This is a genomic window from Serratia inhibens, from assembly GCF_003591175.1.
Lineage (GTDB): Bacteria > Pseudomonadota > Gammaproteobacteria > Enterobacterales > Enterobacteriaceae > Serratia > Serratia inhibens.
Window position 1 is genome coordinate 1419729 of record NZ_QYYG01000001.1, and the last position, 23542, is coordinate 1443270.

The following is a 23542-nucleotide window of genomic DNA, read 5'->3' on the forward strand; positions in this document are numbered from 1 at the left end:
TTAAACTCACAAAAACTGAATAATACTCACCAAGTTCATCACAAAAAGAGAAGACCATGGATCTTACCCAGCTTCGCATGTTCTGCAGCGTCGCCGAAACCGGCTCCGTAGCCCGTGCCGCCGAACAGTTGCACCGCGTGCCGTCGAACCTGACCACGCGCCTGCGTCAGCTCGAACAAGAACTGGGTACCGATCTTTTCATCCGCGAAAAGCAGCGCCTGCGCCTTTCGCCGATGGGTCACAATTTTCTCTGCTACGCCAACCGCATTCTGGCGCTCAGCGAAGAAGCCATGAGCATCACCCATGCCGGCGAGCCGGCGGGTAACTTCGCTATCGGCTCGATGGAAAGCACGGCCGCCACCCGACTACCCAATCTGCTGGCAGCCTATCACCAGCGCTTTTCGCAGGTGTCGCTGTCGTTGACCACCGGCACCTCGGGCGAAATCACCGAACGGGTGCGCGCCGGTACGTTGGCGGCGGCGCTGGTCGATGGGCCGGTTCAGTATGACGAACTCAACGGCTGTATCGCCTTCCCGGAACACATGGTGGTGATCTCCTGCCTTGACCACCTGCCGATTCATAACGCTAAAGACGCCAAAGGCGAAACGCTGTTTGCCTTCCGGGCAAGCTGTTCTTACCGCCTGCGGCTGGAGTCCTGGTTCAAGCGCGAAGGCGTGTTGCCGGGCCAGGTTATGGAAATCCAGTCCTACCACGCGATGCTGGCCTGCGTTGCCAGCGGTGCCGGGCTGGCGATGATCCCGCATTCGGTGCTCAGCCTGTTGCCTGGCCATGAACGGGTGAAAGTGCATGCCCTGCCGGATGATATCGCCCAAACCGCCACCTGGTTGCTGTGGCGGCGCGATGCGTTCGGCCCCAACGTGCGTGCGCTGAAAGAACTGATTATCGAACAGGCGGAAACCGCCGCTGTTGACAACACAAACCTCGTTTCATCAGACGCTATCGACATAGCCTGATTTAAAAAATAGACCACTGGAGACTATGATGGAAATGATCAAAACCCGTGCCGCCGTTGCCTGGGGCCCGAACCAACCGCTGAAGATTGAAGAAGTCGATCTGATGCCTCCTCAAAAAGGTGAAGTGCTGGTGCGGATCGTCGCCACCGGCGTGTGCCACACCGACGCTTACACCCTGTCAGGGGCCGATCCGGAAGGCGTGTTCCCGGCGATCCTCGGCCATGAAGGCGGCGGCGTGGTGGAAGCCATTGGCGAAGGCGTGACCAGCGTGGCGGTCGGCGATCACGTGATCCCGCTGTACACCCCGGAATGCGGCGAGTGCAAGTTCTGTAAATCCGGTAAAACCAACCTGTGTCAGGCGATCCGCGCCACCCAGGGCAAAGGCCTGATGCCGGACGGCACTACCCGCTTCTACAAGGACGGCCAGCCTATCTTCCACTACATGGGCACCTCGACCTTCTCCGAATACACCGTGGTACCGGAAATCTCGCTGGCGAAAATCAGTAAAGAAGCGCCGCTGGAAGAAGTCTGCCTGTTGGGCTGTGGCGTCACCACCGGCATGGGCGCGGTGATCAACACCGCCAAAGTGCAAAAAGGCGATACCGTGGCTATCTTCGGCCTCGGCGGCATTGGCCTGTCGGCGATTATCGGCGCACAGATGGCCGGCGCAGGCCGCATCATCGGCATCGATATCAACACCAGCAAGTTCGATCTGGCCCGTAAACTGGGTGCAACCGATCTGATCAACCCGAAAGACTACGATAAACCTATTCAGGACGTGATCGTCGAACTGACCGACGGCGGCGTTGATTTCTCCTTCGAGTGCATTGGCAACGTCAACGTGATGCGCTCCGCGCTGGAATGTTGTCATAAAGGCTGGGGCGAATCGGTGATTATCGGCGTAGCCGGTGCCGGCCAAGAGATCTCAACCCGTCCGTTCCAGTTGGTCACCGGCCGCGTCTGGCGCGGTTCTGCCTTCGGTGGCGTGAAGGGCCGTTCGCAACTGCCGGGCATCGTCCAGCGTTATCTGGACGGCGAGTTCGCGCTGAATGACTTTATCACCCACACCATGGGGCTGGAGCAGATTAACGAAGCGTTCGATTTGATGCATGAAGGCAAATCAATCCGCTCGGTTATTCACTTCGACAAAAAATAAGCCAGGAGGCAGAGATGAACTCGTCATTAGAACTTCTCGAAGAGCACCGCATGTTCGGTGGCTGGCAACAGCGTTACCGCCATGCAGCGCAGAGCCTGAATTGCAACATGACTTTCAGCATCTATCTGCCGCCGCCGCGTGACGATAACCCGCCGCCGGTGCTGTACTGGCTGTCGGGGCTGACCTGCAATGATGAAAACTTCACGTTGAAGGCCGGTGCGCAGCGCATCGCCGCCGAACTGGGCCTGGTGCTGGTGATGGCCGATACCAGCCCGCGCGGCGACGATGTGCCGAACGATGAAGGCTACGATCTGGGCCAGGGCGCCGGGTTCTATTTGAACGCCACGCAGGCGCCGTGGGACAAGCATTTTCGCATGTACGATTACCTCAGCGATGAGCTGCCGGCGTTGATCAATCAACATTTCAGCGTCAGCGATCGCCAGTCGATCTTTGGCCACTCAATGGGCGGCCATGGCGCGCTGATGCTGGCGTTTCGCAACCCGCAGCGCTTTCGTTCGGTGTCGGCGTTCGCGCCGATCGTCAACCCTTGCCAGGTGCCCTGGGGGCGTAAAGCCTTCACCGCCTATCTGGGGAACGATGAAAGCCAGTGGCTGCAATATGACAGCTGCCACCTGCTGGCCACCGGCGCGGAAAAAATGCCGGTGCTGGTGGATCAGGGCGACGGCGATCAGTTCCTGGCGGATCAACTGCAACCGGCGAAACTGGCCGAGTTGGCACGCCAGCGCGACTGGCCGCTGACGCTGCGTATTCAACCAGGCTACGATCACAGCTACTTCACCATCGCCACCTTTATCGAAGACCACCTGCGTTTCCACGCCGAACACCTGTTCCGCTGATAAAAAAATCCGGGCGGTTTAGCCGCCCGGATTTCATCAAAAACCATCAATCAGAAAATCGATGGCGGCTTTAATTTTATTCCTATGCTCATTGGCATTACCAACGGCCTCCCCTATCTGCGAAATACGCACGGCAGCCATCTCATGCGTCATAACTAAAAACTTTTCGCCGTTCACCTCAATTTCCGGGCATAAACGCGCAGAAATTTTGACCCTGACTTTCTCCAAAGAATAAAGTGGGATCATTAACCGAGTAGAGAGGACATCAATAAGATCGCTTTGAACGTCCAGCAAATATGGATAAGCCGATGCCGGATATATATTGTCATATACGGTAAACTGCATATTCAAAATGCCCGATATTCATCAGACAACAAACCATTTTCTTCAGTGATGCGATTAAGCTCTTCTAACGCTGCGCGATTTTGCTCACGCCACTGTTGAATCTCAATGTCTCTAACACGTACGCTCAATGCATCCGTTAATACGGATGACACATTGACACCCAGGGATTTTGCACGCTGGAAAAGATCGCGATCGATGGTTACGTTGACTGTCTTTTTCGTCACATTGCTATTTGCCATATCCATACCTCATCCCTGTAATATACACGGGTCAAATTTTCATCAATTATACTCGTAAAGCAGGGGTGTGCCAATTCAGCGATGCCCTTTACCCCTTCAGTTTCGGATCCAGCGCATCGCGCAGCCCGTCGCCCAACAGGTTAAACGCCAGCACGGTGAGGAAAATCGCCAAACTGGGGAAAATCGCCACGTGCGGCGCAATCACCATATCGGCACGCGCCTCGTTGAGCATCGCGCCCCACTCCGGCGTCGGCGGCTGCGCGCCCAGGCCGAGGAACGAGAGGCTGGCGGCGGTAATGATCGAGGTGCCGATACGCATGGTGAAATACACCACGATCGACGAAAGGGTACCCGGCAGAATATGCCGCATGATGATGGTCCAGTCCGAAGCGCCAATGCTGCGCGCCGACTCGATATAGGTCAGGTGCTTCAACACCAGGGTGTTGCCCCGCACCAACCGGGCAAACGCCGGAATACTGAAAATGGCCACCGCGATAATCACATTGGCCATGCCGCTGCCCATGATCGCCACCACGCCAATCGCCAGCAGGATACCGGGGAACGCGAACAGCACGTCGCAAATGCGCATGGTGATACGATCCCACCAGCCTTCATAATAGCCCGCCAACAGGCCCAACAAAGTGCCAATCAACCCGCCGGCCAGTACCGAGAACACCCCGGCGGCCAGCGAAATGCGCGTGCCCATCAGAATGCGGCTAAAGATATCCCGCCCAAGTGAATCCACACCCAGCCAATGCACCAACGAAGGGCCTTCGTTCAGACGGTCATAATCAAAATAGTTTTCCGCATCAAAGGGAGCCAGGTACGGCGCAAACAGCGCTGCCACCACCAACAGCAACACAAACAGTCCCGCCACCAGCGCCACATGCTGCCGGCGGAAACGCCGCCAAAACTCATGCCACGGCGTGCGCACCGCGTTAGGGTTGATCGTCGGCATCGCCTTCAGTGCGGCATTACGTCGCCAATGCTTAATCATGCAGCGCCCTCATTTGTAGCGTATCGCCGGGTTAATTGCCGCATACAGCATGTCCACCAACAGGTTAATCAGAATGAACTCCAGAGAAAACAACAGCACCTCGGCCTGTATCACCGGGTAATCGCGCATCTCGACGGCATCGACCAGCAGCCTGCCCAGCCCCGGCCAGTTAAAGACTTTCTCCACCACGATCGAGCCGCCAAGCAGAAAACCGAACTGCAATCCCATCATGGTCACCACCGGGATCATCGCGTTGCGCAGCCCGTGCTTCACCACCACCGTGATTTCCCGCACCCCTTTGGCCCGGGCGGTGCGCATATAGTCTTCTTGCATCACCTCAACGAATGAAGCGCGGGTAAAACGCGCCATCACCGCCGCCACCGCCGCGCCCAACGTAATGGAGGGCAGAATATAGTGCCGCCAGCTGTCGGCGCCCACCGTCGGCAGCCAGCCGAGGTTGACGGAAAACACCTGCATCAGCAGCATGCCCAACGCAAAGGCGGGAAATGAAATGCCGGAGACCGCCAGCGTCATGCCGAGGCGGTCCGGCCAACGGTTGCGCCACACGGCAGACACCATGCCAATGGCCATGCCGAAGATCACCGCCCACAGCATGCTGGTGAGAGTCAGCCACAGCGTTGGCATAAAGCGCGAACCTATCTCTTCGCTCACCGGGCGCTTGGACACCATCGAAGTGCCGAAATCGCCCTGCAGCGCGTTGACAAAAAAATGGACGAACTGCTGAGGCAACGGCTTATCCAGCCCCAGATCCTTGCGCACCAGTTGCACCACCGCGTCGTCGGCATCCGGCCCCGCCGCCAGCCGCGCCGGATCGCCGGGCAACAGGTGAACGAACAGAAACACCAGCACCGCGACAATCAGCAGCGTCGGGATCAGACCCAGCAGTCGTTTCAGAAAATAATTAAGCATGTCGGGTTAATCCCCTCACCCCGCCCCCGGATAGAGGGCGGGGATTGGCGCCTTATTTGAGATCGGCATTATCAAAGTTGAACGAGGTGTCCGGCATCACATAGAAACCGCTCAGCTGCTTGTTGTTGGCCGACAGCAGGCGCTCGGTCGCCAGGAAGATCCACGGTGCGTCGGCCCAGATACGATCCTGCGCATCCTTGTAGAGTTTTTGCTTCTCGGCGCGATCGGTGGTCGCCAGCGCGCCGGTCAGATCCTTGTCCACCTGCGGGTTGCTGTAAAACGCGGTGTTGAACTGCTTGGGCGGTGCAGCCTGGGTGGAGAACAGCGGCGACAGCGCCCAATCCGCCTCACCGGTCGACGCCGACCAACCGGTATAGAACATGCGCACGCCGGTATCTTTCACCCCGATGCTTTCCACCTGCGCGGCGCGCTGGCCGGCATCCATCGCGGTCACCGTCACTTTCACCCCGACCTGCGCCAGCTGCTGCTGGGCAAACTGCAGCACTTTCTGCGCGGTGCTGTGATTATGCGAAGACCACAACGTGGTGGTGAAACCGTTCGGGTAACCGGCCTCTTTCAGCAGTTCGCGCGCCTTGGCCGGATCGTACGGCCACGGCTTGTAGCGGGTCGCGAAGTCGATCGCCGGCGGTACCGGCCCTTCCGCCGGTACCGCGTAGCCGGAGAACGCCACTTTGATCAGCGCATCCTTGTTGATGGCGTAGTTCAGCGCCTGACGCACCTTCGGGTTGTCAAACGGCTTCTGAGTCACGTTCAAGCTGATATAACGTTGCAGGATCGACGGAGCCGCCACCACGTCGAGCTTGCCGTTGCCTTCCAGCACCTTGGCCTGCTCGTAGGGGATCGGGAAGGCAAAGGTCGCTTCGCCGGTTTGCAGCATCGCCGCGCGGGTGTTGTTGTCCACCACCGGGCGCCAGGTGATGCTGTCGAGCTTCGGCAACCCCGGCTTCCAATAACCGTCGAATTTCTTCACCTTGACGAAGTCGGTCTGGTTCCAGGTAACGAACTGATACGGCCCGGTACCCACCGGATGGAAGCCAATCTCCTTGCCATACTGCTTCAACGCCGCCGGCGAAATGATCGCCGCCGCCGGGTGTGCCAGATTGTTGATAAACGCCGAGAACGGCGCCTTCAGCACGATTTTCACCGTATTGGCGTCCACCACTTCGGTTTTGTCGATCATCTTGAACAGGTTGTAGCGCTTGAGATGGCTGTCCGGGTTGCTGGCGCGATCCAGGTTAACTTTCACCGCCTCGGCGTTGAACTCGGTGCCGTCGTGGAATTTCACCCCCGGATGCAGCTTGAGGGTGTAAGTCAGTCCGTCTTTACTCACCTCGTAGCCGTCCGCCAGCACGTTAACCAGCTTCATATCTTTATCAAAGCCGAACAGCCCCTGATAGAAAGACTTGGCCACCGCCTGAGACAGCGTGTCGTTGGCGTCATACGGGTCCAGCGTGGTGAAGTTGGAAGCCACGGCAATCACCGCGTCCTTCGCCGCCCAAGCCGGGCCGGCCCCCACCGCAGCCAGCAGCACGGCGGCCACCAACGCATTACGTTTGAATGTGTGCTTCATGTCGCTTGTCTCTCCTGAGGTCTTTAATAAGCACCGGCGATCGGGTGGCGGGCAACAAAGTGCCCCGGCCCAACCTGTACCAGCGGTGCGGTAACGGGTTCATCGCCCAGCGCGCGGATCGGGCTGGGAATTTCATCCGCCAACAGCGGTTGGCGTTTGTGAGCATGCGCCGGATCTGCCACCGGTACCGCCGCCATCAGCTTGCGGGTGTAAGCGTGCTGCGGGTTGTCGAACACCGCCCGGCGCGGGCCAATTTCGACGATCTGGCCGAGGTACATGACCGCCACGCGGTGGCTTATGCGTTCCACCACCGCCATATCGTGCGAGATAAACAAGAATGCGATGCCGAGCTCACGCTGCAAGTCGAGCAATAAGTTGACGATCTGCGCCTGAATCGACACGTCGAGCGCCGACACCGACTCGTCGGCGATCACCACCTTAGGGTTCAATGCCAGCGCACGCGCAATGCAAATACGCTGCCGCTGGCCACCGGAAAATTCATGCGGGTAACGCCGCGCATGCTCAGGTTTCAGCCCTACGCGCTCCAGCAACCAGGCCACGCGCTCCTCTGCCGCCTTGCCACGTGCCACGTTATGTACCAACAGCGGCTCCATAATCGAGAAGCCGACGGTCAGCCGCGGGTCCAGCGAAGCGTAAGGATCCTGGAAGATAAACTGGATATCGCGCCGCAGGTGCTGCAACGCCGGGCCTTTCAGTTGGTTTATCTGACGGCCGTCAAAGGTGATGGTGCCGTGCTGGCTGTCCACCAGCTTTAACAGCGAACGGCCGGTGGTGGATTTGCCGCAGCCGGACTCCCCCACCAGCCCCAGCGTTTCGCCGGGATAGAGATCAAAACTGACGTTTTCCACCGCATGTACCCGACGGGTGACGCGGTTGAAGATGCCGCTGCGCAGATCAAAGCGCGTGACCAGGTTTTCCACTCGCAGGATCGGTGCTGCGCCCGGCGGCACGGTATCCTGCGGCAGCCCATTGTCTTCGCCGCTGGGCAGAGGGAATTTGGCCGGAAAGTCTTTATCCGCCATCGAACCCAGCTTGGGTACTGCCGCCAGCAACGCCCGAGTGTAGGGCTGTTGCGGCGCGGCGAACAGATCGCGCACCGGCCCTTGCTCCACTTGCTCGCCCTGATGCATCACCAGCACCCGGTCGGCAATCTCCGCCACCACGCCCATATCGTGAGTGATGAAAATCACCCCCATCTGCATTTCCTGCTGCAACACGCGAATCAGTTGCAGGATTTGCGCCTGAATGGTGACGTCCAGTGCGGTGGTCGGTTCATCGGCAATCAGCAGCGCGGGTTTGCAAGATAACGCCATGGCGATCATCACCCGCTGGCGCATGCCGCCGGAAAGCTGGTGCGGATAACGGTTAAGCACTTCTTTGGCTTCGGGAATACGCACCAGATCGAGCATACGCAAGGCTTCTTGTTTCGCGGCACGGCCGCCCATCGCCTGATGCAGCCGCAGAGACTCGGCGATCTGCTCGCCGACCGGAAACACCGGATTCAGCGAAGTCATCGGCTCCTGAAAAATCATCGCCATATCGGCACCGCGCAGGGTTCGCAAGGTGCTCTGACGCGCTCGCGCCAGATCCAGCACCTCGCCGTTGCGCCGGCGAAACGGCATGGCGCCGCTGACGATAGCGCCGCCGCCCTGCTCAACCAGCCGCATCAAGGCCAGAGAGGTCACCGATTTGCCCGAGCCGGACTCGCCGACAATCGCCAGCGTTTCACCGCGATCGATATCAAATGACAGGTTGCGCACCGCCTCGACGGTATCGCCTTGCTGGTTAAACCTGATGCCAAGATTGCGCACCGACAGTACGCGCTGCGGTGGCAAAAATAACTCGGAGTCAGCCGCAAGCGGCATTGCAGTATCGGTCATGCACCCTCCTGGTGATAGGTTAGCGATAAATCCCTATGGACGGCGCATCGCCGACATAACCAAAACCGCGGTACATCCCTTCGCTGTTGAAAGGCAGAGCCACGTTACCGTGGTGATCGATGGCGATCAGCCCGCCGCTGCCGCCCATTGCCGACAGTTTTTCCATCACCACCCGGTCGCTGGCCTGCTGCAGGCTCAGACCGGCGTACTCGATCAATGCAGAAACGTCATAAGCCGCCACGCCGCGCATGAATATTTCGCCGGTGCCGGTGCTGGAGACCGCTACCGTGGCGTTGTTGGCATAGCAGCCGGCGCCGATGATCGGCGTGTCGCCTATCCGGCCGGCCTGTTTATTGGTCATGCCGCCGGTTGAGGTGGCGGCCGCCAGATTGCCTAAAGCATCCAGCGCTACCGCACCGACGGTACCGAATTTACGATCGGGGTCTATCGGATCGCCGGTCTGCGCCGCACCGTCGTGATCGAGCAGCACTCGGCCCTGCTCCGCCTGGGCGCGGTGCAGTTGATCGAAGCGTTCCTGGGTAAAGAAGAAATCGGGGGTAACCATTTCCAGGCCGTGTGCGGCGGCAAATTTTTCTGCGCCCTCACCGGCGAACAGCACATGCTGGCTGTTTTCCAATACCGCGCGGGCGGCCAAAATCGGATTACGAATGCGGCTGACCCCGGCGACGGCACCGGCGTCGCAGGTGCGCCCGTCCATCACGCAGGCATCCAGTTCGTGGGTACCCTGATGGGTAAACACCGAGCCTTTTCCGGCGTTGAAGAGCGGACACTCTTCCAGCAGCCTGACGGCCTCGGTGACCGCATCCAGCGCGCTGCCGCCCTGGGCCAGAATATTCTGGCCTGCGGCGACAATAGAGGACAACGCCTGAATATACTCTTGTTCTTTTTCAGCACTCAGCGCCGCACGGGTAATTGCGCCCGCGCCACCATGAATGGCAATCACTGGTTTGCTCATTTGCCTGACACCCTGTGTTAAACCCAACCCTTTCCAAGACGCCTATACCCAATGGATTTCAAGTTGCAGCCAGGCGGCCAGTTCGGGAGCCCCCAGGTATGCTTGAAATACCACGGGTATAATTATTATTCTGACTTTTTTCGACTATATTTAGCCTGGCTATCGAAGTAAAGCATAAAGTCGCCACTCAGCATTTAGCGTAGCCCGCTTAGATTATTTCGCACATTGAAATAGCTTAATGGAATAAAAACAGAAGGTTAGACTAACGCATCAGCACGGAAACAGCAGCTGGGATTTTTGTTAAAAACCGCAGCCGATCGCTCTGGATAAATAGCCGCTTAGCGTTCAACCTGCTGTGTTTTCGCCGGTTGAACGCAGATAATCAATATTCAGAACCCCGATCCCGGCAGCAGTAAAAATGCCGCTTCCTCCGGTGTGCTGACCCGGCCTAATATCGCATTACGGTGCGGATAACGGCCAAAACGATCAATGATCGCCTTATGCCGTAATTCAAATTCCAACTGATCGCCATTATTCAGTTCGGTATACAGCGCCAGCGCCTGCTGATGAATCACCGCCGATTCCGAATGCATAAAGGGTAAATAGAGAAAACCGCGCTGTTCGCGGCTGAGTTGTTCACATTGCCCGGAGCGGATCGCCTCTTGCGCCAGCACCAGCGCCATGCAGTCGCTGGAAAATGCACGGGGCGTACCCCGATACAGATTACGGCTGAACTGATCGAGCACGATCACCTCCGCCAACCGTCCTTCAATAGTTTCGCGCCAGTGCGCCAACTCCCCCGCGGCCGCCGCGTGCCACAATTCGCCAAAACGCACCTGCAACCGGCTGTCGAAATCATCGTCTTTCTTGAACCACATCACCGGATCGATTTCCTCGAACCAGAAATCTATGACCTGTTTATGCATAACCTTTCTCCCTTGTTTTACTCAGTGTAACCCGTTCTACCCTCCGGCGTTATCTGCCATAATACCCCCACATTGCCGCTATTTTTCGCGCACCCCGAATACGGAGTTCCTTTATGGATCATTGCCATACTTCCGATCTCATCTCCCTTGAGCAGGCGCTGGAGAAGATGCTCGGCCAACTCTCCCCCCTGCAGCAGACCGAATCCATCCCCCTGAACGCCGCCGCCGGCCGCATTACCGCCGCGCCGGTGATTTCACCGATCGACGTGCCGCCGTTCGCCAATTCGGCCATGGACGGTTATGCGGTGCGTATCGCAGATCTGCATGGCAACGCCCCGCTACCGGTCGCAGGCAAAGCCTTTGCCGGTGCGCCGTTCAACGGTGACTGGCCGGCAGGTACCTGCGTACGCATCATGACCGGCGCGCCAATTCCCACCGGCGCCGAAGCGGTGATCATGCAAGAGCAGGCTGAGGTGAGCGATGCCGGCGTTCGCTTCAATACCGTGGTGCGCACCGGGCAAAATATCCGTTTGGCGGGAGAAGATATCCAACAGGGCGCCGGCGTGTTGCCCGCCGGCGTCAAATTGGGCGCTGCGCAGTTGCCGCTGCTGGCCTCGCTCGGTGTCGCCGAAGTGTTGGTGATCCGCAAGTTGAAGGTCGCGGTGTTCTCCACCGGCGACGAATTGCAGCCGGTAGGCCAGCCGCTAGAGGCCGGGCAAATTTATGACACCAACCGCTTTGCGGTACGCCTGATGCTCGAGCAATTGGGCTGCGAAACGCTCGATCTGGGCATTATCCGTGATGACCAGAACGCGCTGCGCGCCGCCTTCGAGCAGGCGGACAGCCAGGCGGACGTAGTGATCAGCAGCGGCGGCGTGTCGGTGGGTGAAGCCGACTACACCAAACAAATGCTCGATGAGTTGGGCGAGGTCAGTTTCTGGAAACTGGCGATCAAACCCGGTAAACCCTTTGCGTTTGGCAAGCTGAAGCACGCCTGGTTCTGCGGCCTGCCGGGCAACCCGGTTTCCGCCGCTCTGACCTTCTACCAGTTGGTGCAACCGTTGCTGGCAAAACTGGCCGGCCACAGCGAGTGGCATCTGCCACCGCGCCTGCGCGCACGCGCACTGACGCCGCTGAAGAAAGCACCGGGTCGCCTGGATTTCCAGCGCGGCGTGTTTGGCAGCAATGCCCAGGGCGAGTTGGTAGTGGGCACCACCGGCCATCAGGGCTCGCACGTATTCAGTTCATTCAGCCAGGGGAACTGTTTCATCGTGCTGGAGCGCGAACGCGGTTCCGTGGCGGTGGGCGAAATGGTGGAAATCGAGCCATTCAACAACCTGCTGAGGAGCTGAACATGCTGCCGGAATTAACCGACGCCGAAACGCTGCGCTATAACCGCCAGATTATCCTGCGCGGCTTTGACTTCGACGGCCAGGAAAAACTGAAGGCCGCTCGAGTGCTGATTGTCGGCCTCGGCGGGCTGGGTTGCGCTGCTGCGCCTTACCTGGCTGCGGCGGGCGTCGGCCATTTGACGCTGGTTGATTTCGACACCGTGTCCCTCTCCAACCTGCAACGCCAGATCCTGCATCGCGATGCGCGCCTTGGCATGACGAAGGTCGAATCGGCTCGCCTCGAGCTGAGCGCCATCAATCCGCATATCCGTATTGATACCGTGGACGGGCAGTTGAACGACGAACAGATGGCGACGCACATTGCCGCCTGCGATCTGGTGCTGGACTGCACCGACAACGTAGCGACACGCGATCTACTCAACCGCCAGTGCCATGCGCAACGCAAACCGCTGGTTTCCGGCGCAGCGATCCGCATGGAGGGGCAGCTCAGCGTATTCACCTACCAGCCGGACGAGCCCTGCTACCGCTGCCTGAGCCGGTTATTCGGCGAGAACGCCCTGACCTGCGTCGAGGCCGGGGTTATGGCGCCGCTGGTAGGCACTATCGGCACGCTGCAAGCTCTGGAAGCGATTAAGCTGTTGGCACAATACGGCCAACCCCTCACCGGAAAACTGCTGATGTTCGACGCCATGACGATGCAGTTCCGCGAGATGAAATTGCCGAAAAACCCGCAGTGCGAAGTGTGCGGCGGAGAATAGTCAGTATTGGCCAAACGGGTAATCATGCCGGACCACAGAACCTCCACGTAAGCCCCCATTCTGATGAATAACATATAGGGCAAACCCTCATGACTTTGGTGGTTCGCCCTATATTATGCCTGACCCAATCATCTTCTGAACCTGACCGATGCTATCCACCCCAAACATCTTTTTGAAACCTTGCCCAGCCATTGCCTGGAGCACCCGATATCTGAGCAATTTCACGCAAGCCAAGCTCATTCATTTTTTGTCATCCTTTACATTGATAATGTTGAAAAAAACAAAGACAAAGCCGCCCAAAAGGCATAAAAGAACAATCAAGAAAAAGAAATAAAAATCTCCACCATGAATACTGTTACCAATATAATTCACAGCAGTAAATATCATAAATATGTATGTAGAGCAGCGCATCCATTTCCGAAAAAATATGCCATTAGTTCTAACAGACTGCATTAACCCCCCCTAAAATACTGAAAAAACCTCTCATCATGTGTGATAGCGATTATTACTAACGTTTACGCGAGAAAACATCAAGATATTTTCATCCTTATTAAAAGCAAGGTGAACAGACTAAAAACAGCAACTACTTCAATATATAAGTCATTCGCATAACCGATTTTTAACGAATTTTATGGCAAGGTTAATTAATGGCATTAACGAACCAGGTAAATATACGGCCAGCTTAAAATAATAAAATTAAGCTTCTACACTCGCTTTACGATAAATAAAAGACATGCATTCCAGATTTTATGCTTACGGGGAAAAATGCAGATAGTGAACGATATTTGAGGAGTGTATGTCAGAATTTCAACAGAACATTTTACTCTGCACTATAACGGAGACAAAAAAGGCGGGAATGCTCCCGCCTTTTGACTGCCTAAGCAGAGTTAAACGATACCCTGGCTACGCAGATAGTCTTCGTAGTTGCCGGTAAAGTCGACAACCTTGGTCGGCGTCATTTCCAGCACGCGCGTCGCCAGCGAGCTGACGAACTCACGGTCGTGGGAAACGAAGATCAACGTACCTTCGTACATTTCCAGCGCCATGTTCAGCGATTCGATGGATTCCATATCCAGGTGGTTGGTTGGTTCATCCATAACCAGAATATTAGGGCGCTGCATCATCAGCTTGCCGAACAGCATGCGGCCCTTTTCACCACCGGACAGCACCTTAACTTTCTTCTTGATGTCGTCCTGGCTGAACAGCAAACGGCCCAGCACGCTGCGCACCGCCTGCTCGTCGTCTTTTTCCTGCTTCCACTGGCTCATCCAGTCGAATACCGTCAGGGTGTCATCGAACTCATATTCATGATCCTGAGCGTAGTAGCCGATCTTGGCGTTTTCGGACCACTTCACGCTGCCGCTGTCCGGCTGGGCGTCGCCCACCAGCGTTTTCAGCAGAGTGGATTTACCGATACCGTTCGGGCCCAGCACCGCCACTTTCTCGCCGACTTCAACCATCAGGTTGAACTTGCTGAACAGCGGGCCGTTATCGAAGCCTTTGGTCAGCGCTTCCACTTCCAGCGCGTTACGGAACAGTTTCTTGTCCTGATCAAAACGGATGAACGGGTTCTGACGGCTCGAGGCCTTCACTTCTTCCAGTTGGATCTTGTCGATCTGGCGGGCGCGAGAGGTCGCCTGCTTGGATTTGGAGGCGTTGGCGCTGAAGCGGCTCACGAACGACTGCAGTTCGTTAATCTGTGCCTTCTTCTTGGCGTTGTCCGCAACCAGACGTTCACGCGCCTGAGTGGCCGCGGTCATGTATTCGTCGTAGTTACCCGGATAAACGCGCAGCTCGCCGTAGTCCAGATCCGCCATGTGAGTACAGACCATGTTCAGGAAGTGACGGTCGTGCGAAATGATGACCATGGTACTGTTACGATCGTTCAGCACCTGCTCCAGCCAGCGAATGGTATCGATGTCCAGGTTGTTCGTCGGTTCGTCGAGCAGCAGAATTTCCGGATCGGAGAACAGCGCCTGCGCCAGCAATACGCGCAGTTTGAAGCCCGGCGCGATCTCGCTCATCGGGCCGTAATGCTGCTCAACCGGGATGCCCACGCCAAGCAGCAGTTCGCCGGCGCGCGCTTCGGCGGTGTAACCGTCCATCTCGCCGTAAGCGACTTCCAGATCGGCCACTTTATAGCCGTCTTCTTCGCTCATTTCGGCCAGACCGTAAATGCGGTCACGCTCTTCCTTCACCGCCCACAGCTCGTGGTGGCCCATGATGACGGTGTCCAGCACGCTGTATTGTTCGAAAGCGAACTGATCCTGACGCAGTTTGCCCAGGCGTTCGTTCGGATCGAGGAACACGTTGCCGCCGCTCGGCACCAGATCGCCGCCCAGAATTTTCATAAAGGTGGATTTGCCGCAGCCGTTGGCCCCGATCAAACCGTAGCGGTTACCGCCGCCAAACTTGACGGAGATGTTTTCAAACAACGGCTTACTGCCAAACTGCATAGTGATGTTGTTACTTAATAGCAAAGGATTTACTCTTATAGAAACGTGATTTTGGACACATTATGCCACAACGGAACAACGGGATCGCCTACAGTTATGTTCGTTTTTCAAGCAAGCGACAAGAACTGGGCGACAGTCTGCGCAGGCAGACGGAAATGGCGGAAGAATACGCCATCAAAAATGGACTTAAACTCTCCAGCAAAAACTTCCAAGACCTTGGTATCAGCGCCTTCCGGGAAGGTAAACGTGCATCTCTGGTTGATATGCTTGCCGCCATTGAAGAAGGCCAGATTACTGCTGGATCAACAATCATTATCGAAGCATTAGACCGGCTTTCACGCCGTGGTATCGATGCAACGCTGGAAACGGTGAAAGAGATTCTACGCAAAGACGTTCAGGTAGTCAGCCTTTCCGATGGTTTGCTGTTAACCAAAAACAGTCTGAATGATCTGCAAAGTGTCATTCGCATAGCGGTAGCAGCCGATCTGGCTCACAAAGAGTCAGAACGTAAAGCGATACGCCTGCGTGAAACCAAAGGACAACAACGGCAAGCAGCACTTAGCGGGAAACCTATCAATAAAATCCTGCCTTTTTGGCTACAGCGTACCGAAACCGGTTATGCCTTCAGCGATAAAGCAGGAGTCGCCAGGCAAATCGTTCAGCTCAAGCAAGAAGGAAAAGGCAGCAATATGATAGCAAAAGCGCTCAATAAGCTGGGTATTGCCGGAGTCCGGACGGCACAATGGAATCATGCCTCTATCACCAAAATGCTAAAAAATCCTGCGCTGTATGGTGCCTATCAGACGGGTGAAACAACCAAAGACAGGGAACTGATCAAGCTAGAACTGGTTGAAGCGTACTACCCTGCCCTGATCAGCAAAGAAGAATGGCTATTGCTGCAATCAGACCAAAGCAAATCCAAACGAGGACGCCGCAGCGCTGATAACCCTTATAGTGGCCTATTACGCTGTGAATGCGGTGGTGCATTAGTAAAACGAAAGCACACCGTAAAAGAGAAACTGTACGTTTATCATGGCTGCTTAAATGCCAAGGATGGTCGTTGCACACAAAATATTTCAATCAAAGGATTAGATGGCGCGCTAACCACTATTCTTGGCCGGTTAGAGTTCAAGAAGAAACAGACGCTGGACCAATCCATTCATCAAGAAAGGCAACAACTTGAGGCTCGTATTAATGATCTGAACAGCAAATTGCAAGTTCTGGATGACATCCCTTTATCCGTCATTAAAAGCATCGGCACAATGGAATCCAGACTGAAAGAGATTACCGATCAGATAGCAAAGGACGAGCGTGAGCAACGTGGTATCGAAGCCGTTAAAAGTGAGAAGCTCTCCAGCATTACGGATGGTTTAGAACTTAACCTGTTGCTGAAACGCGTTTTAAAAAGCATCACTGTTATCCGCTCAGGTAATGGCTGGGCGGTGAAAGTTCTCCACCTGTCTGGCCATAAGCAAAACTTCCTGATGGTTGATGGCAAGATCAAGTTCTTGAGCGATACCATTGCATTGCAAAATCTATTGGCTGGATTTCGCGAACCAACGGAGAATAGTTAGAATTATCATAACGTAATGTACTCCTCCTGTAGGCTGGATATAATTATTCGCAGGAGGAGAATATGACCATTTTTGCCTATACCCGTGTATCAAAAGCCGAGAATGAAACCGGTACGACCGATAACCAAATCACCCTGATAGAGTCACAGCATAGAATTGACAGTGTTTTTTCAGATGTGAATATTTCAGGTTCGATGCCTTTTCAAAAACGACCTGAGGCACAGAAGCTTATCGAGAAACTCAGCGCTGGTGATACCATCGTCATTGCCAAGTTGGATCGTGGTTTTCGCGATACTGCTGATTGTTTGAACACCGTGAAATGGCTCCAGCAAAAGAAAATTACTCTCAAGATCCTTGATATCGCACTTGATGTGTCAACACCGATCGGCGAGATGATTCTAACCATCATGGCTTCTGTCGCCACATTTGAGCGTAAACGTATCGCAGAACGCATCAAAGACGGATTTAGCAATGGCCGCCATAATGGTAAAGCTTACGGTTATAAGATTGAGGCAGTACGCCAAGGTATAGCGAAAAAAGCGTCAGCAAGGCACCAGGCGGCCATGGAACGCTACTTTATGATTACCAATCACCTTAAGGGTAAAATCGCTCAGGGAGCCTCTGAGGCTCAAATGCTCGCTCATCTAACCAAGATAGGCTTGCCAATCTCACGGACAACATTGCGTAAAGCCTTAAATCGCTGAAGCGATTCCTATGCTGCGCATACATAACCTTATGATATACATAAACAAATAATTTAAACCTTGTGAATTTTAATCTTTTTTCGCACTTTCAAAGGAATCTCAAAAAGTGTGTTATTATCTTTATAATGCCTTTCCAACTATTACATCCGCCAACATTATAATCTGATTAATAAAATTATTTTCTATCCTGTTATTCGCTTTAAAACAGCAATGTTATAATGAATCTAGGTTCTTACCGTTACAACTAATACTACCTGCCAGCAAAGAAGATTTAAAAACATGTGGCTCGCCACTGCGTCGAAGACGCATATCTATACTCTCTATATTTTAATTAATATTATTATAATGGCCAATATTACCTCTGTTATATTACTCCTTACATTCCAAGGAGTAATATAAATGTGTGGCTCGCCACTGCGTCGCAGACGCATAGTCACTTTTCATCGTAGTTTAAATGGCCTTGTAAAGGCCATTCTTCCTTATCGATTAGCGGCGCTCAGCAAATCACAAATCATCCTCATTTCTCGAGTGTTTACCTTACTCTCTATATTATCTACAGTTACATTCCATAATCCATTATAGAGATTTTTTCTCAGTCTGCTGAACTCACGACTTTTATTTTTCTTGGCAGAATCTTTCCTCCATGCATTCATTACATCTATCATCATAGCGTCAGTACATCGTATAACATAATTCGATTTATTCATCTCTTGGTATCTAGTAGAGTACTCCATGCCATCGACAGATATAAATTCATTTTCAAAATCTGATAACTGTAATTTATCTGATTTATCCTTTTCTTTGGCTACTGATTGGCGTGCCTCTACGGGCCTTGATGCATCTACTAATTTACCTTCAGAATCATACTTGTCAGTTTTTGCGGCATATGTAGATAAAAACTGAATATGCTCTGCATATAGTGCATTCAACTCATCTGTAGAGTGTGCATTATTTCTTTTGTTTTTGATCCAATCTAACTGGATCACTTTGAGTTTATCGTCCTTTTTACTGTTATACAAATTGGACATTGCAGAATCAAGATCGCTTAGCGCCCTATGATTGCAAATCATCTTTTCTACGGCGGTAGACGCTTTTGAACAATCGAACCCAGCCGCACTTACATCAATAGATACGACCAGGATAGCTAAACAACAGATTCTCTTTATGCAAGACATAAATTTCTTTTTTAATATATTCATTCTATTTGCCATAAAAATTAACATATGATTACTATTCGTTAAATGGTGCACTTATAAACTACACGCCGTAGCGAATGTAATAACCAAGCAATATGTTGTGGCCGATGCTCAGTTTGCCTATTTGAATATTCCCAAATAAAAAATATGAAAAAATTGCCAACGCGAATAGAAGCCCCAAAATAGCAAAAAAATCTTTCAGTAGTGGGATTGGACCGTTAGAGGACAGAGTTGTTCGTTCTTGACCTTTCCAAGGATCTACTTGTTCTGATGCAGTCTCTTTTTCATGATTGTTCATTTTTCACCATTTTGAATACAAATATTTAACAACTTGTCCACCGAGTAACTGGTGGTACTCGGTAGACATCCCTGTCATTTAATAGAAATAGTGCCGTCTTTAACTAAGTCTCTCCATTGCATCCGACTTATGCTTCCTGCGACTGGCTTATAGGTTTGTTGACTACTTCCGTCTGAAACACGGAAGAAGACATCTGCACAGTCAAGGAAAAGAGTTTTCAGCTCGAGGTTTCCTGCAGTTTTCAGCGTTAGTTTCGGTAGCCCTGTCCCATACTCTAAAGAACCTTTCATTTCTTTCCTGCAACCAGAAATTTCCACATTGTTCGGCGTATCCTCACTCGAAAATCTGGTGAGTCTATCGCTACGAAGAGCGCGGAATGCCATTGAGAACTGATCTGTATTGTTGTTGTAGAAGAGAGCCATTTCGTATGGGGCAGCTTTGCTCCATTCACTCTGCTTATAAGGGTTTGTATACTCGTCGGGATACTTGAAAGGGTCTGCCGGCGCCCATGCCAAGACTGTTGCTGGGAATGCCACTAAAAGTGGCAACATACATTTCTTCATTATCATTCGCTCCTATCAATTACTAACAGCATGAATATTAACAAAAAGAGTATTTTTCGTACAACTCATTGATGACTATAAGTCACATTAACACAAACGAAATGTGACTCATAGTCCGTGGTCTGATAAGCAACAAAACATGATGCTTGTTAGATGAAAAATGAACTTCAAGTCAAATTTGGCCAACGTGTTCGAGAGTTACGCAAAGAGCGTGGCTGGTCACAGGAAGAGTTCGCTGATAAGTGCGGGCTAGACCGCACCTATGTCAGTGGGATAGAGCGTGGGGTAAGGAACCCTACCTTAGAGGTGATTGGTGCCATTGCAATCGGATTAAAAATACCAGTGAGAAATATATTTCTAGAATTTTAATAAACTTAATTAAAACATCAGAATAACAAAATAATTTAGAAAAATTTAAATTAGTTCCTTGGGGAGAATCAACATTAACGCAATAATTTTTATAAAAAAAACACCACTACCGAGTGGTTTTTTTTCAAATAGTCTATTCAATCGTGAAATTAAACCTCCTAGAAAGTGAGCAAACATATTTGTCACATCCTTTTTAACTGTACATATAAACAGCATTGAGTTATAATAAAGGAAACAGTTAAGCAAGAGGTCAAAATGGCAACTGGTGTTTCTAAAAACGAAAAAAGCTCAAAAGATTCACTTTTAGCTGGTTCTGTTAAAAGTGAAATTTTTGAATTACCAGAAAACAATGAAGTAATATCCATTAACTATAAAAACAAAATAACTAAAGAGCAACTATTAAAAAAGCAAGCGCTAGATTTTGTTCACCTTGACAACGTTCAAAGTGCTGTAGAAATTAAAAACATCCCTGAAAATACCATTTTGCTTGCCGATAATTTTTTTGGACTAAAAAAACTAATCACCAATTATGAGAATAGCGTAAAACTTATTTATTTAGATCCGCCATACGGAACCGGGTTTGACTTTCAAAGCCGTGAACTAAAACATGCATATAAAGATGTAATGGGATTAGCTCCGTGGTTAGAATTTATGCGGAGAAGATTAATACTGATGAGAGAGCTTCTTACTGACGATGGCAGTATTTATGTTCACATTGGGCATCAAATGCTATTCCATCTCAAGTTAGTCATGGACGAAGTCTTCGGCCAAGATAACTTTAGGAACATGATAGTTAGAAAGAAATGTAGTTCAAAAAACTATACTAAAAAACAGTATCCAAATATCAATGACTATATTCTTTTTTACGGCAAGAGCAAAAACACCCATTTTAAAAATCCAGGAATGCCTGCCGATAAAGAATGGATGTCAAAAGAATATAATAAAAAAGATGATAAAGGATCCTTTAAACTGGTACCTATTCATGCTCCAGGAGTAAGGAATGGGGAGACAGGAATGCCATGGAAAGGAATGTTACCTCCAGCAGGTAAACATTGGCAAATGCTTCCTTCTAAATTAGATATTCTTGATTCTAAAGGAGAAATTCATTGGTCTAAAAATGGAAATCCAAGAAGAAAAGTATATCTTCCTGAAGATAAAAAATTACCACTTACTGATTATTGGGACCAGTTCAGAGATGCACACCACCAAAGTATCCCAATTACAGGTTATCCCACAGAAAAAAACTTCGACATGCTTAAAAAGATCATTGAGGCAAGTACTAACGAAGGAGATCTTGTATTAGATCCTTTCAGTGGTTCAGGTACAACTATACATGCTGCGCACGAATTAAAACGTCAATGGATTGGTATAGATCAATCGTTTTTAGCCATTGAGACATCAATTAAAAGATTACAAAATGGTTTAAACCCAATGGGTGACTTTGTAAATAAGAAAATCGAACAACCTTCTTTATTTTCTGATCATAACAGTGAAGAATGTTTGTCAAAAAGACCTTATATTAACTACAATTTGATTGTCGATAAGGATGTATACGACCATCACAAGGACGAAATAGAATATCTATTTTCACTAAAGAAATAAAGGGATACCATTAAAGCCACATGTGATTAATTTAATGTGGCTTTAATTAATAATTAGGATATTATGAACGTAACCACTCTTCAGTAATCCTTACATCTGCTGTTTTTAATGTACTAGCCCTTACATTTCCGCTCCAAGAACCATCCAATAGACATGCTTCATGCCAAGTATCTCTATGGGTCAGTCCAGGCCCATCAGATAAAAATATAATTTTGAAGTTTTTATTTGTCAACGCATTATAATTCATTGCCTTATGGACTTTATCACTATTGCCACCAGTCCTATCGTCAGACTGAGAACCTCCCCTAGTGCTATCATAACGAGCGAATCCTATTGCTTTAACTTCTTGCGTAAAAATATCACGAATAATAAAATCGCAGGGGTACGACCCCGTAAAATCAGGAAACACAGAACTTAACTCAATATCTCTACCAGCACCGCGGGGACCTTCGATGCAAAACTTATCTTTAAAATTACTTTCAAACCAGTCAAAAAATAAATCTGAAAGTATATAGCCTTGCTGGCCTCGATCATCATACTCACCTAAAAGCATGGATAACGCATATACTTCAGATTGACTAATATTTAAAAACTGTTCTCTTAACTGATCAATATCTTTAAACAAATAACCATAAGAAGAAACCAAACTGGCAGTGCTGACCTTTGTGATTTTTTTAGTTGCCTCAGTATCTAATACAGTACACACACACCGTCTAAATATTTTGAGCAGTGACATTCTTGATACAGCATCAAACCTACCCTGCCGCCTGATTTCCTCTAATAAAGTAAAGCTTGAGCAATTACTTTTTACTAATTCACAAAAAGTATTAATAGCTGGGGAATAGGTCTCTACACGTTGTTCTAAAAACTCAGGAAAAGTTCTGGAATTGGGTATTGCCGTAATTACGTCATGAGGGTTGGGTATTTTATAAAAAAACGAATTTTCATTGTACATTAATTACATCCTTCTAAAAATTTTAATATTAGCTCATCTAATTCTTTATCTAATTCGAACGAATATTTTTGTTCTTTATTTAAAATGTAAACCCCTAACAAATAATTAGATACTATTTTTGTTTTATAATCACATGATTCGCGTTCATACTTATTACAACTCACATCAAATATTAAGTTAAAACCATCTTGTAAAATATTTGATAGTTGGTCGATGTATTTGCTTACAGTAACATCATCGTTAGAAATTAAAATTGCAGTCCTCAATAATTGATTTCCATACACACCATCAAAAGACATTAAAAAATAAAGGTATTTTTTAATTTTATCTTTTTTCCCATCACAGCCAAACAGTATAACATTAACTTCATTGTTAATTTCATTAATAAAAACTTCAAATACATCTTGGAATATTTTATTTTTACTACTAAAAGCCTTATAAAAACTACCTGTCGTTAGACCCATGTGTAACATCAATGCATCAAGAGAGCAGTCTTTAAATGGCGTTTTTTTAAAAAAGAGAATAGCTTTCCCTAGAGCAAGCTCTAAGTCAAAAGTTCTTGGCCTTCCGCGATTTTTCCTTGTATTTTGGATAGCAATAACTAAGCCCTCAACCACCATTAACCATAAACAAATAGCATGCAATGGTAAGATTGTCAACAAAACACAATATATCTTACTGTTAGCAATGTGATTTCAAGCAATAGGGGCGATATGAATTAGAAACTCTGACTACACACCTTACAAAAAATCACGCTTGTAGTCACAGCTCCCATTAGTCTTGCTGTAAAATATAACATTAGGACTGGCAATGAACCTCCCTT

General features: G+C 50.7%; 23 protein-coding genes. 9 read left to right on the plus strand and 14 right to left on the minus strand.

Features of this window, described 5'->3' with window-relative positions; translation table 11 throughout:
- Positions 1–56 precede the first annotated feature (56 nt).
- Genes ptrR through fghA form a run of 3 tightly spaced genes read left to right on the plus strand, consistent with a single transcriptional unit; the run spans position 57 to position 2987 of the window.
- The gene (gene ptrR, locus D4100_RS06710) at positions 57–974 is read left to right on the plus strand and encodes a putrescine utilization regulator PtrR (protein WP_006322180.1); all 918 of its coding nucleotides are present in this window, start codon (positions 57–59) and stop codon (positions 972–974) included.
- A gap of 28 nt (positions 975–1002) precedes the next feature.
- Entirely contained in the window at positions 1003–2130 is a 1128-nt protein-coding gene (locus tag D4100_RS06715; RefSeq protein ID WP_006322179.1) for an S-(hydroxymethyl)glutathione dehydrogenase/class III alcohol dehydrogenase, read from the plus strand.
- A 14-nt stretch (positions 2131–2144) separates the two neighbouring features.
- Positions 2145–2987, plus strand: a complete 843-nt coding sequence (gene fghA, locus D4100_RS06720) for an S-formylglutathione hydrolase (protein ID WP_006322178.1) — start codon at positions 2145–2147, stop codon at positions 2985–2987.
- A 36-nt stretch (positions 2988–3023) separates the two neighbouring features.
- On the opposite strand, the gene D4100_RS06725 is transcribed toward fghA, so the two are convergent.
- The 8 genes from D4100_RS06725 to D4100_RS06760 form a co-directional block, all read right to left on the minus strand.
- Positions 3024–3332: a CcdB family protein gene (locus D4100_RS06725; protein WP_119803676.1), complete on the minus strand. Its 309-nt coding sequence runs from the start codon at positions 3330–3332 to the stop codon at positions 3024–3026.
- A gap of 2 nt (positions 3333–3334) precedes the next feature.
- Positions 3335–3577 (minus strand): type II toxin-antitoxin system CcdA family antitoxin, encoded by a 243-nt coding sequence (locus D4100_RS06730; RefSeq protein ID WP_006322175.1) that lies wholly within the window; start codon positions 3575–3577, stop codon positions 3335–3337.
- 82 nt (positions 3578–3659) lie between these two features.
- A complete protein-coding gene (gene gsiD, locus D4100_RS06735) occupies positions 3660–4568 on the minus strand; it encodes a glutathione ABC transporter permease GsiD (protein ID WP_199685656.1) in 909 nt (302 codons plus the stop codon).
- 9 nt (positions 4569–4577) lie between these two features.
- Positions 4578–5498 (minus strand): glutathione ABC transporter permease GsiC, encoded by a 921-nt coding sequence (gene gsiC, locus D4100_RS06740; protein ID WP_119803678.1) that lies wholly within the window; start codon positions 5496–5498, stop codon positions 4578–4580.
- Between the two features lie 52 nt (positions 5499–5550).
- Positions 5551–7089: a glutathione ABC transporter substrate-binding protein GsiB gene (gene gsiB, locus D4100_RS06745; RefSeq protein WP_119803680.1), complete on the minus strand. Its 1539-nt coding sequence runs from the start codon at positions 7087–7089 to the stop codon at positions 5551–5553.
- Between the two features lie 23 nt (positions 7090–7112).
- Complete coding sequence (locus D4100_RS06750; RefSeq protein ID WP_006322167.1) at positions 7113–8990, minus strand: dipeptide ABC transporter ATP-binding protein; 1878 nt, start codon at positions 8988–8990, stop codon at positions 7113–7115.
- Positions 8991–9009: 19 nt separating this feature from the next.
- A complete protein-coding gene (locus D4100_RS06755; protein ID WP_006322165.1) occupies positions 9010–9966 on the minus strand; it encodes an isoaspartyl peptidase/L-asparaginase family protein in 957 nt (318 codons plus the stop codon).
- Positions 9967–10355: 389 nt separating this feature from the next.
- The gene (locus tag D4100_RS06760; RefSeq protein WP_119803682.1) at positions 10356–10892 is read right to left on the minus strand and encodes a DUF924 family protein; all 537 of its coding nucleotides are present in this window, start codon (positions 10890–10892) and stop codon (positions 10356–10358) included.
- A gap of 113 nt (positions 10893–11005) precedes the next feature.
- Here D4100_RS06760 and moeA point away from each other — a divergent pair, with 113 nt between their 5' ends.
- Complete coding sequence (gene moeA, locus D4100_RS06765; protein WP_119803684.1) at positions 11006–12244, plus strand: molybdopterin molybdotransferase MoeA; 1239 nt, start codon at positions 11006–11008, stop codon at positions 12242–12244.
- Between the two features lie 2 nt (positions 12245–12246).
- The gene (gene moeB / locus D4100_RS06770) at positions 12247–13002 is read left to right on the plus strand and encodes a molybdopterin-synthase adenylyltransferase MoeB (protein ID WP_119803686.1); all 756 of its coding nucleotides are present in this window, start codon (positions 12247–12249) and stop codon (positions 13000–13002) included.
- Positions 13003–13889: 887 nt separating this feature from the next.
- Here the strand turns inward: moeB and D4100_RS06780 are convergent.
- The gene (locus tag D4100_RS06780) at positions 13890–15482 is read right to left on the minus strand and encodes an ABC-F family ATPase (RefSeq protein WP_119803690.1); all 1593 of its coding nucleotides are present in this window, start codon (positions 15480–15482) and stop codon (positions 13890–13892) included.
- Between the two features lie 38 nt (positions 15483–15520).
- Here D4100_RS06780 and D4100_RS06785 point away from each other — a divergent pair, with 38 nt between their 5' ends.
- Together D4100_RS06785 and D4100_RS06790 are read left to right on the plus strand one after the other, a co-directional pair.
- Complete coding sequence (locus D4100_RS06785) at positions 15521–17032, plus strand: recombinase family protein (RefSeq protein ID WP_119803692.1); 1512 nt, start codon at positions 15521–15523, stop codon at positions 17030–17032.
- Between the two features lie 62 nt (positions 17033–17094).
- Positions 17095–17736, plus strand: coding sequence for a recombinase family protein (locus D4100_RS06790; protein ID WP_119803694.1), 642 nt, complete (start codon positions 17095–17097; stop codon positions 17734–17736).
- 479 nt (positions 17737–18215) lie between these two features.
- Here D4100_RS06790 and D4100_RS06795 read toward each other — a convergent pair whose 3' ends face one another.
- The 3 genes from D4100_RS06795 to D4100_RS06800 all read right to left on the minus strand — a co-directional run bounded on the left by D4100_RS06795 (position 18216) and on the right by D4100_RS06800 (position 19793).
- The gene (locus D4100_RS06795) at positions 18216–18935 is read right to left on the minus strand and encodes a hypothetical protein (RefSeq protein WP_119803696.1); all 720 of its coding nucleotides are present in this window, start codon (positions 18933–18935) and stop codon (positions 18216–18218) included.
- A gap of 58 nt (positions 18936–18993) precedes the next feature.
- Entirely contained in the window at positions 18994–19230 is a 237-nt protein-coding gene (locus D4100_RS25580; protein ID WP_147417742.1) for a hypothetical protein, read from the minus strand.
- A 74-nt stretch (positions 19231–19304) separates the two neighbouring features.
- Complete coding sequence (locus D4100_RS06800; RefSeq protein WP_119803698.1) at positions 19305–19793, minus strand: hypothetical protein; 489 nt, start codon at positions 19791–19793, stop codon at positions 19305–19307.
- 153 nt (positions 19794–19946) lie between these two features.
- Between D4100_RS06800 and D4100_RS06805 the strand changes: the two genes are divergently transcribed.
- Positions 19947–20162: a helix-turn-helix domain-containing protein gene (locus D4100_RS06805; protein WP_119803700.1), complete on the plus strand. Its 216-nt coding sequence runs from the start codon at positions 19947–19949 to the stop codon at positions 20160–20162.
- Positions 20163–20417: 255 nt separating this feature from the next.
- Positions 20418–21764, plus strand: a complete 1347-nt coding sequence (locus tag D4100_RS06810) for a site-specific DNA-methyltransferase (RefSeq protein WP_119803702.1) — start codon at positions 20418–20420, stop codon at positions 21762–21764.
- Between the two features lie 61 nt (positions 21765–21825).
- Here the strand turns inward: D4100_RS06810 and D4100_RS06815 are convergent, their stop codons facing one another.
- Both D4100_RS06815 and D4100_RS06820 read right to left on the minus strand, forming a co-directional pair.
- Positions 21826–22719, minus strand: coding sequence for a hypothetical protein (locus D4100_RS06815; RefSeq protein WP_119803704.1), 894 nt, complete (start codon positions 22717–22719; stop codon positions 21826–21828).
- The gene (locus D4100_RS06820) at positions 22719–23378 is read right to left on the minus strand and encodes a TetR/AcrR family transcriptional regulator (protein ID WP_147417743.1); all 660 of its coding nucleotides are present in this window, start codon (positions 23376–23378) and stop codon (positions 22719–22721) included. Before D4100_RS06820 ends, D4100_RS06815 begins: the two co-directional genes overlap by 1 nt.
- Positions 23379–23542 lie beyond the last annotated feature (164 nt).

What these genes read in the sequence shown, in the direction of transcription:
- gsiD (WP_199685656.1), bottom strand. Translation starts at nt 4,568, where the DNA reads ATGATTAAGCATTGGCGACGTAATGCCGCACTGAAGGCGATGCCGACG.
- moeA (WP_119803684.1), top strand. Translation starts at nt 11,006, where the DNA reads ATGGATCATTGCCATACTTCCGATCTCATCTCCCTTGAGCAGGCGCTG.
- gsiC (WP_119803678.1), bottom strand. Translation starts at nt 5,498, where the DNA reads ATGCTTAATTATTTTCTGAAACGACTGCTGGGTCTGATCCCGACGCTG.
- D4100_RS06795 (WP_119803696.1), bottom strand. Translation starts at nt 18,935, where the DNA reads ATGAATATATTAAAAAAGAAATTTATGTCTTGCATAAAGAGAATCTGT.
- D4100_RS06805 (WP_119803700.1), top strand. Translation starts at nt 19,947, where the DNA reads ATGAAAAATGAACTTCAAGTCAAATTTGGCCAACGTGTTCGAGAGTTA.
- D4100_RS06790 (WP_119803694.1), top strand. Translation starts at nt 17,095, where the DNA reads ATGACCATTTTTGCCTATACCCGTGTATCAAAAGCCGAGAATGAAACC.
- moeB (WP_119803686.1), top strand. Translation starts at nt 12,247, where the DNA reads ATGCTGCCGGAATTAACCGACGCCGAAACGCTGCGCTATAACCGCCAG.
- D4100_RS06785 (WP_119803692.1), top strand. Translation starts at nt 15,521, where the DNA reads ATGCCACAACGGAACAACGGGATCGCCTACAGTTATGTTCGTTTTTCA.
- fghA (WP_006322178.1), top strand. Translation starts at nt 2,145, where the DNA reads ATGAACTCGTCATTAGAACTTCTCGAAGAGCACCGCATGTTCGGTGGC.
- D4100_RS06730 (WP_006322175.1), bottom strand. Translation starts at nt 3,577, where the DNA reads ATGGATATGGCAAATAGCAATGTGACGAAAAAGACAGTCAACGTAACC.
- D4100_RS06755 (WP_006322165.1), bottom strand. Translation starts at nt 9,966, where the DNA reads ATGAGCAAACCAGTGATTGCCATTCATGGTGGCGCGGGCGCAATTACC.
- D4100_RS06750 (WP_006322167.1), bottom strand. Translation starts at nt 8,990, where the DNA reads ATGACCGATACTGCAATGCCGCTTGCGGCTGACTCCGAGTTATTTTTG.
- D4100_RS06725 (WP_119803676.1), bottom strand. Translation starts at nt 3,332, where the DNA reads ATGCAGTTTACCGTATATGACAATATATATCCGGCATCGGCTTATCCA.
- D4100_RS06760 (WP_119803682.1), bottom strand. Translation starts at nt 10,892, where the DNA reads ATGCATAAACAGGTCATAGATTTCTGGTTCGAGGAAATCGATCCGGTG.
- ptrR (WP_006322180.1), top strand. Translation starts at nt 57, where the DNA reads ATGGATCTTACCCAGCTTCGCATGTTCTGCAGCGTCGCCGAAACCGGC.
- D4100_RS06715 (WP_006322179.1), top strand. Translation starts at nt 1,003, where the DNA reads ATGGAAATGATCAAAACCCGTGCCGCCGTTGCCTGGGGCCCGAACCAA.
- D4100_RS25580 (WP_147417742.1), bottom strand. Translation starts at nt 19,230, where the DNA reads ATGAACAATCATGAAAAAGAGACTGCATCAGAACAAGTAGATCCTTGG.
- gsiB (WP_119803680.1), bottom strand. Translation starts at nt 7,089, where the DNA reads ATGAAGCACACATTCAAACGTAATGCGTTGGTGGCCGCCGTGCTGCTG.
- D4100_RS06815 (WP_119803704.1), bottom strand. Translation starts at nt 22,719, where the DNA reads ATGTACAATGAAAATTCGTTTTTTTATAAAATACCCAACCCTCATGAC.
- D4100_RS06800 (WP_119803698.1), bottom strand. Translation starts at nt 19,793, where the DNA reads ATGAAGAAATGTATGTTGCCACTTTTAGTGGCATTCCCAGCAACAGTC.
- D4100_RS06810 (WP_119803702.1), top strand. Translation starts at nt 20,418, where the DNA reads ATGGCAACTGGTGTTTCTAAAAACGAAAAAAGCTCAAAAGATTCACTT.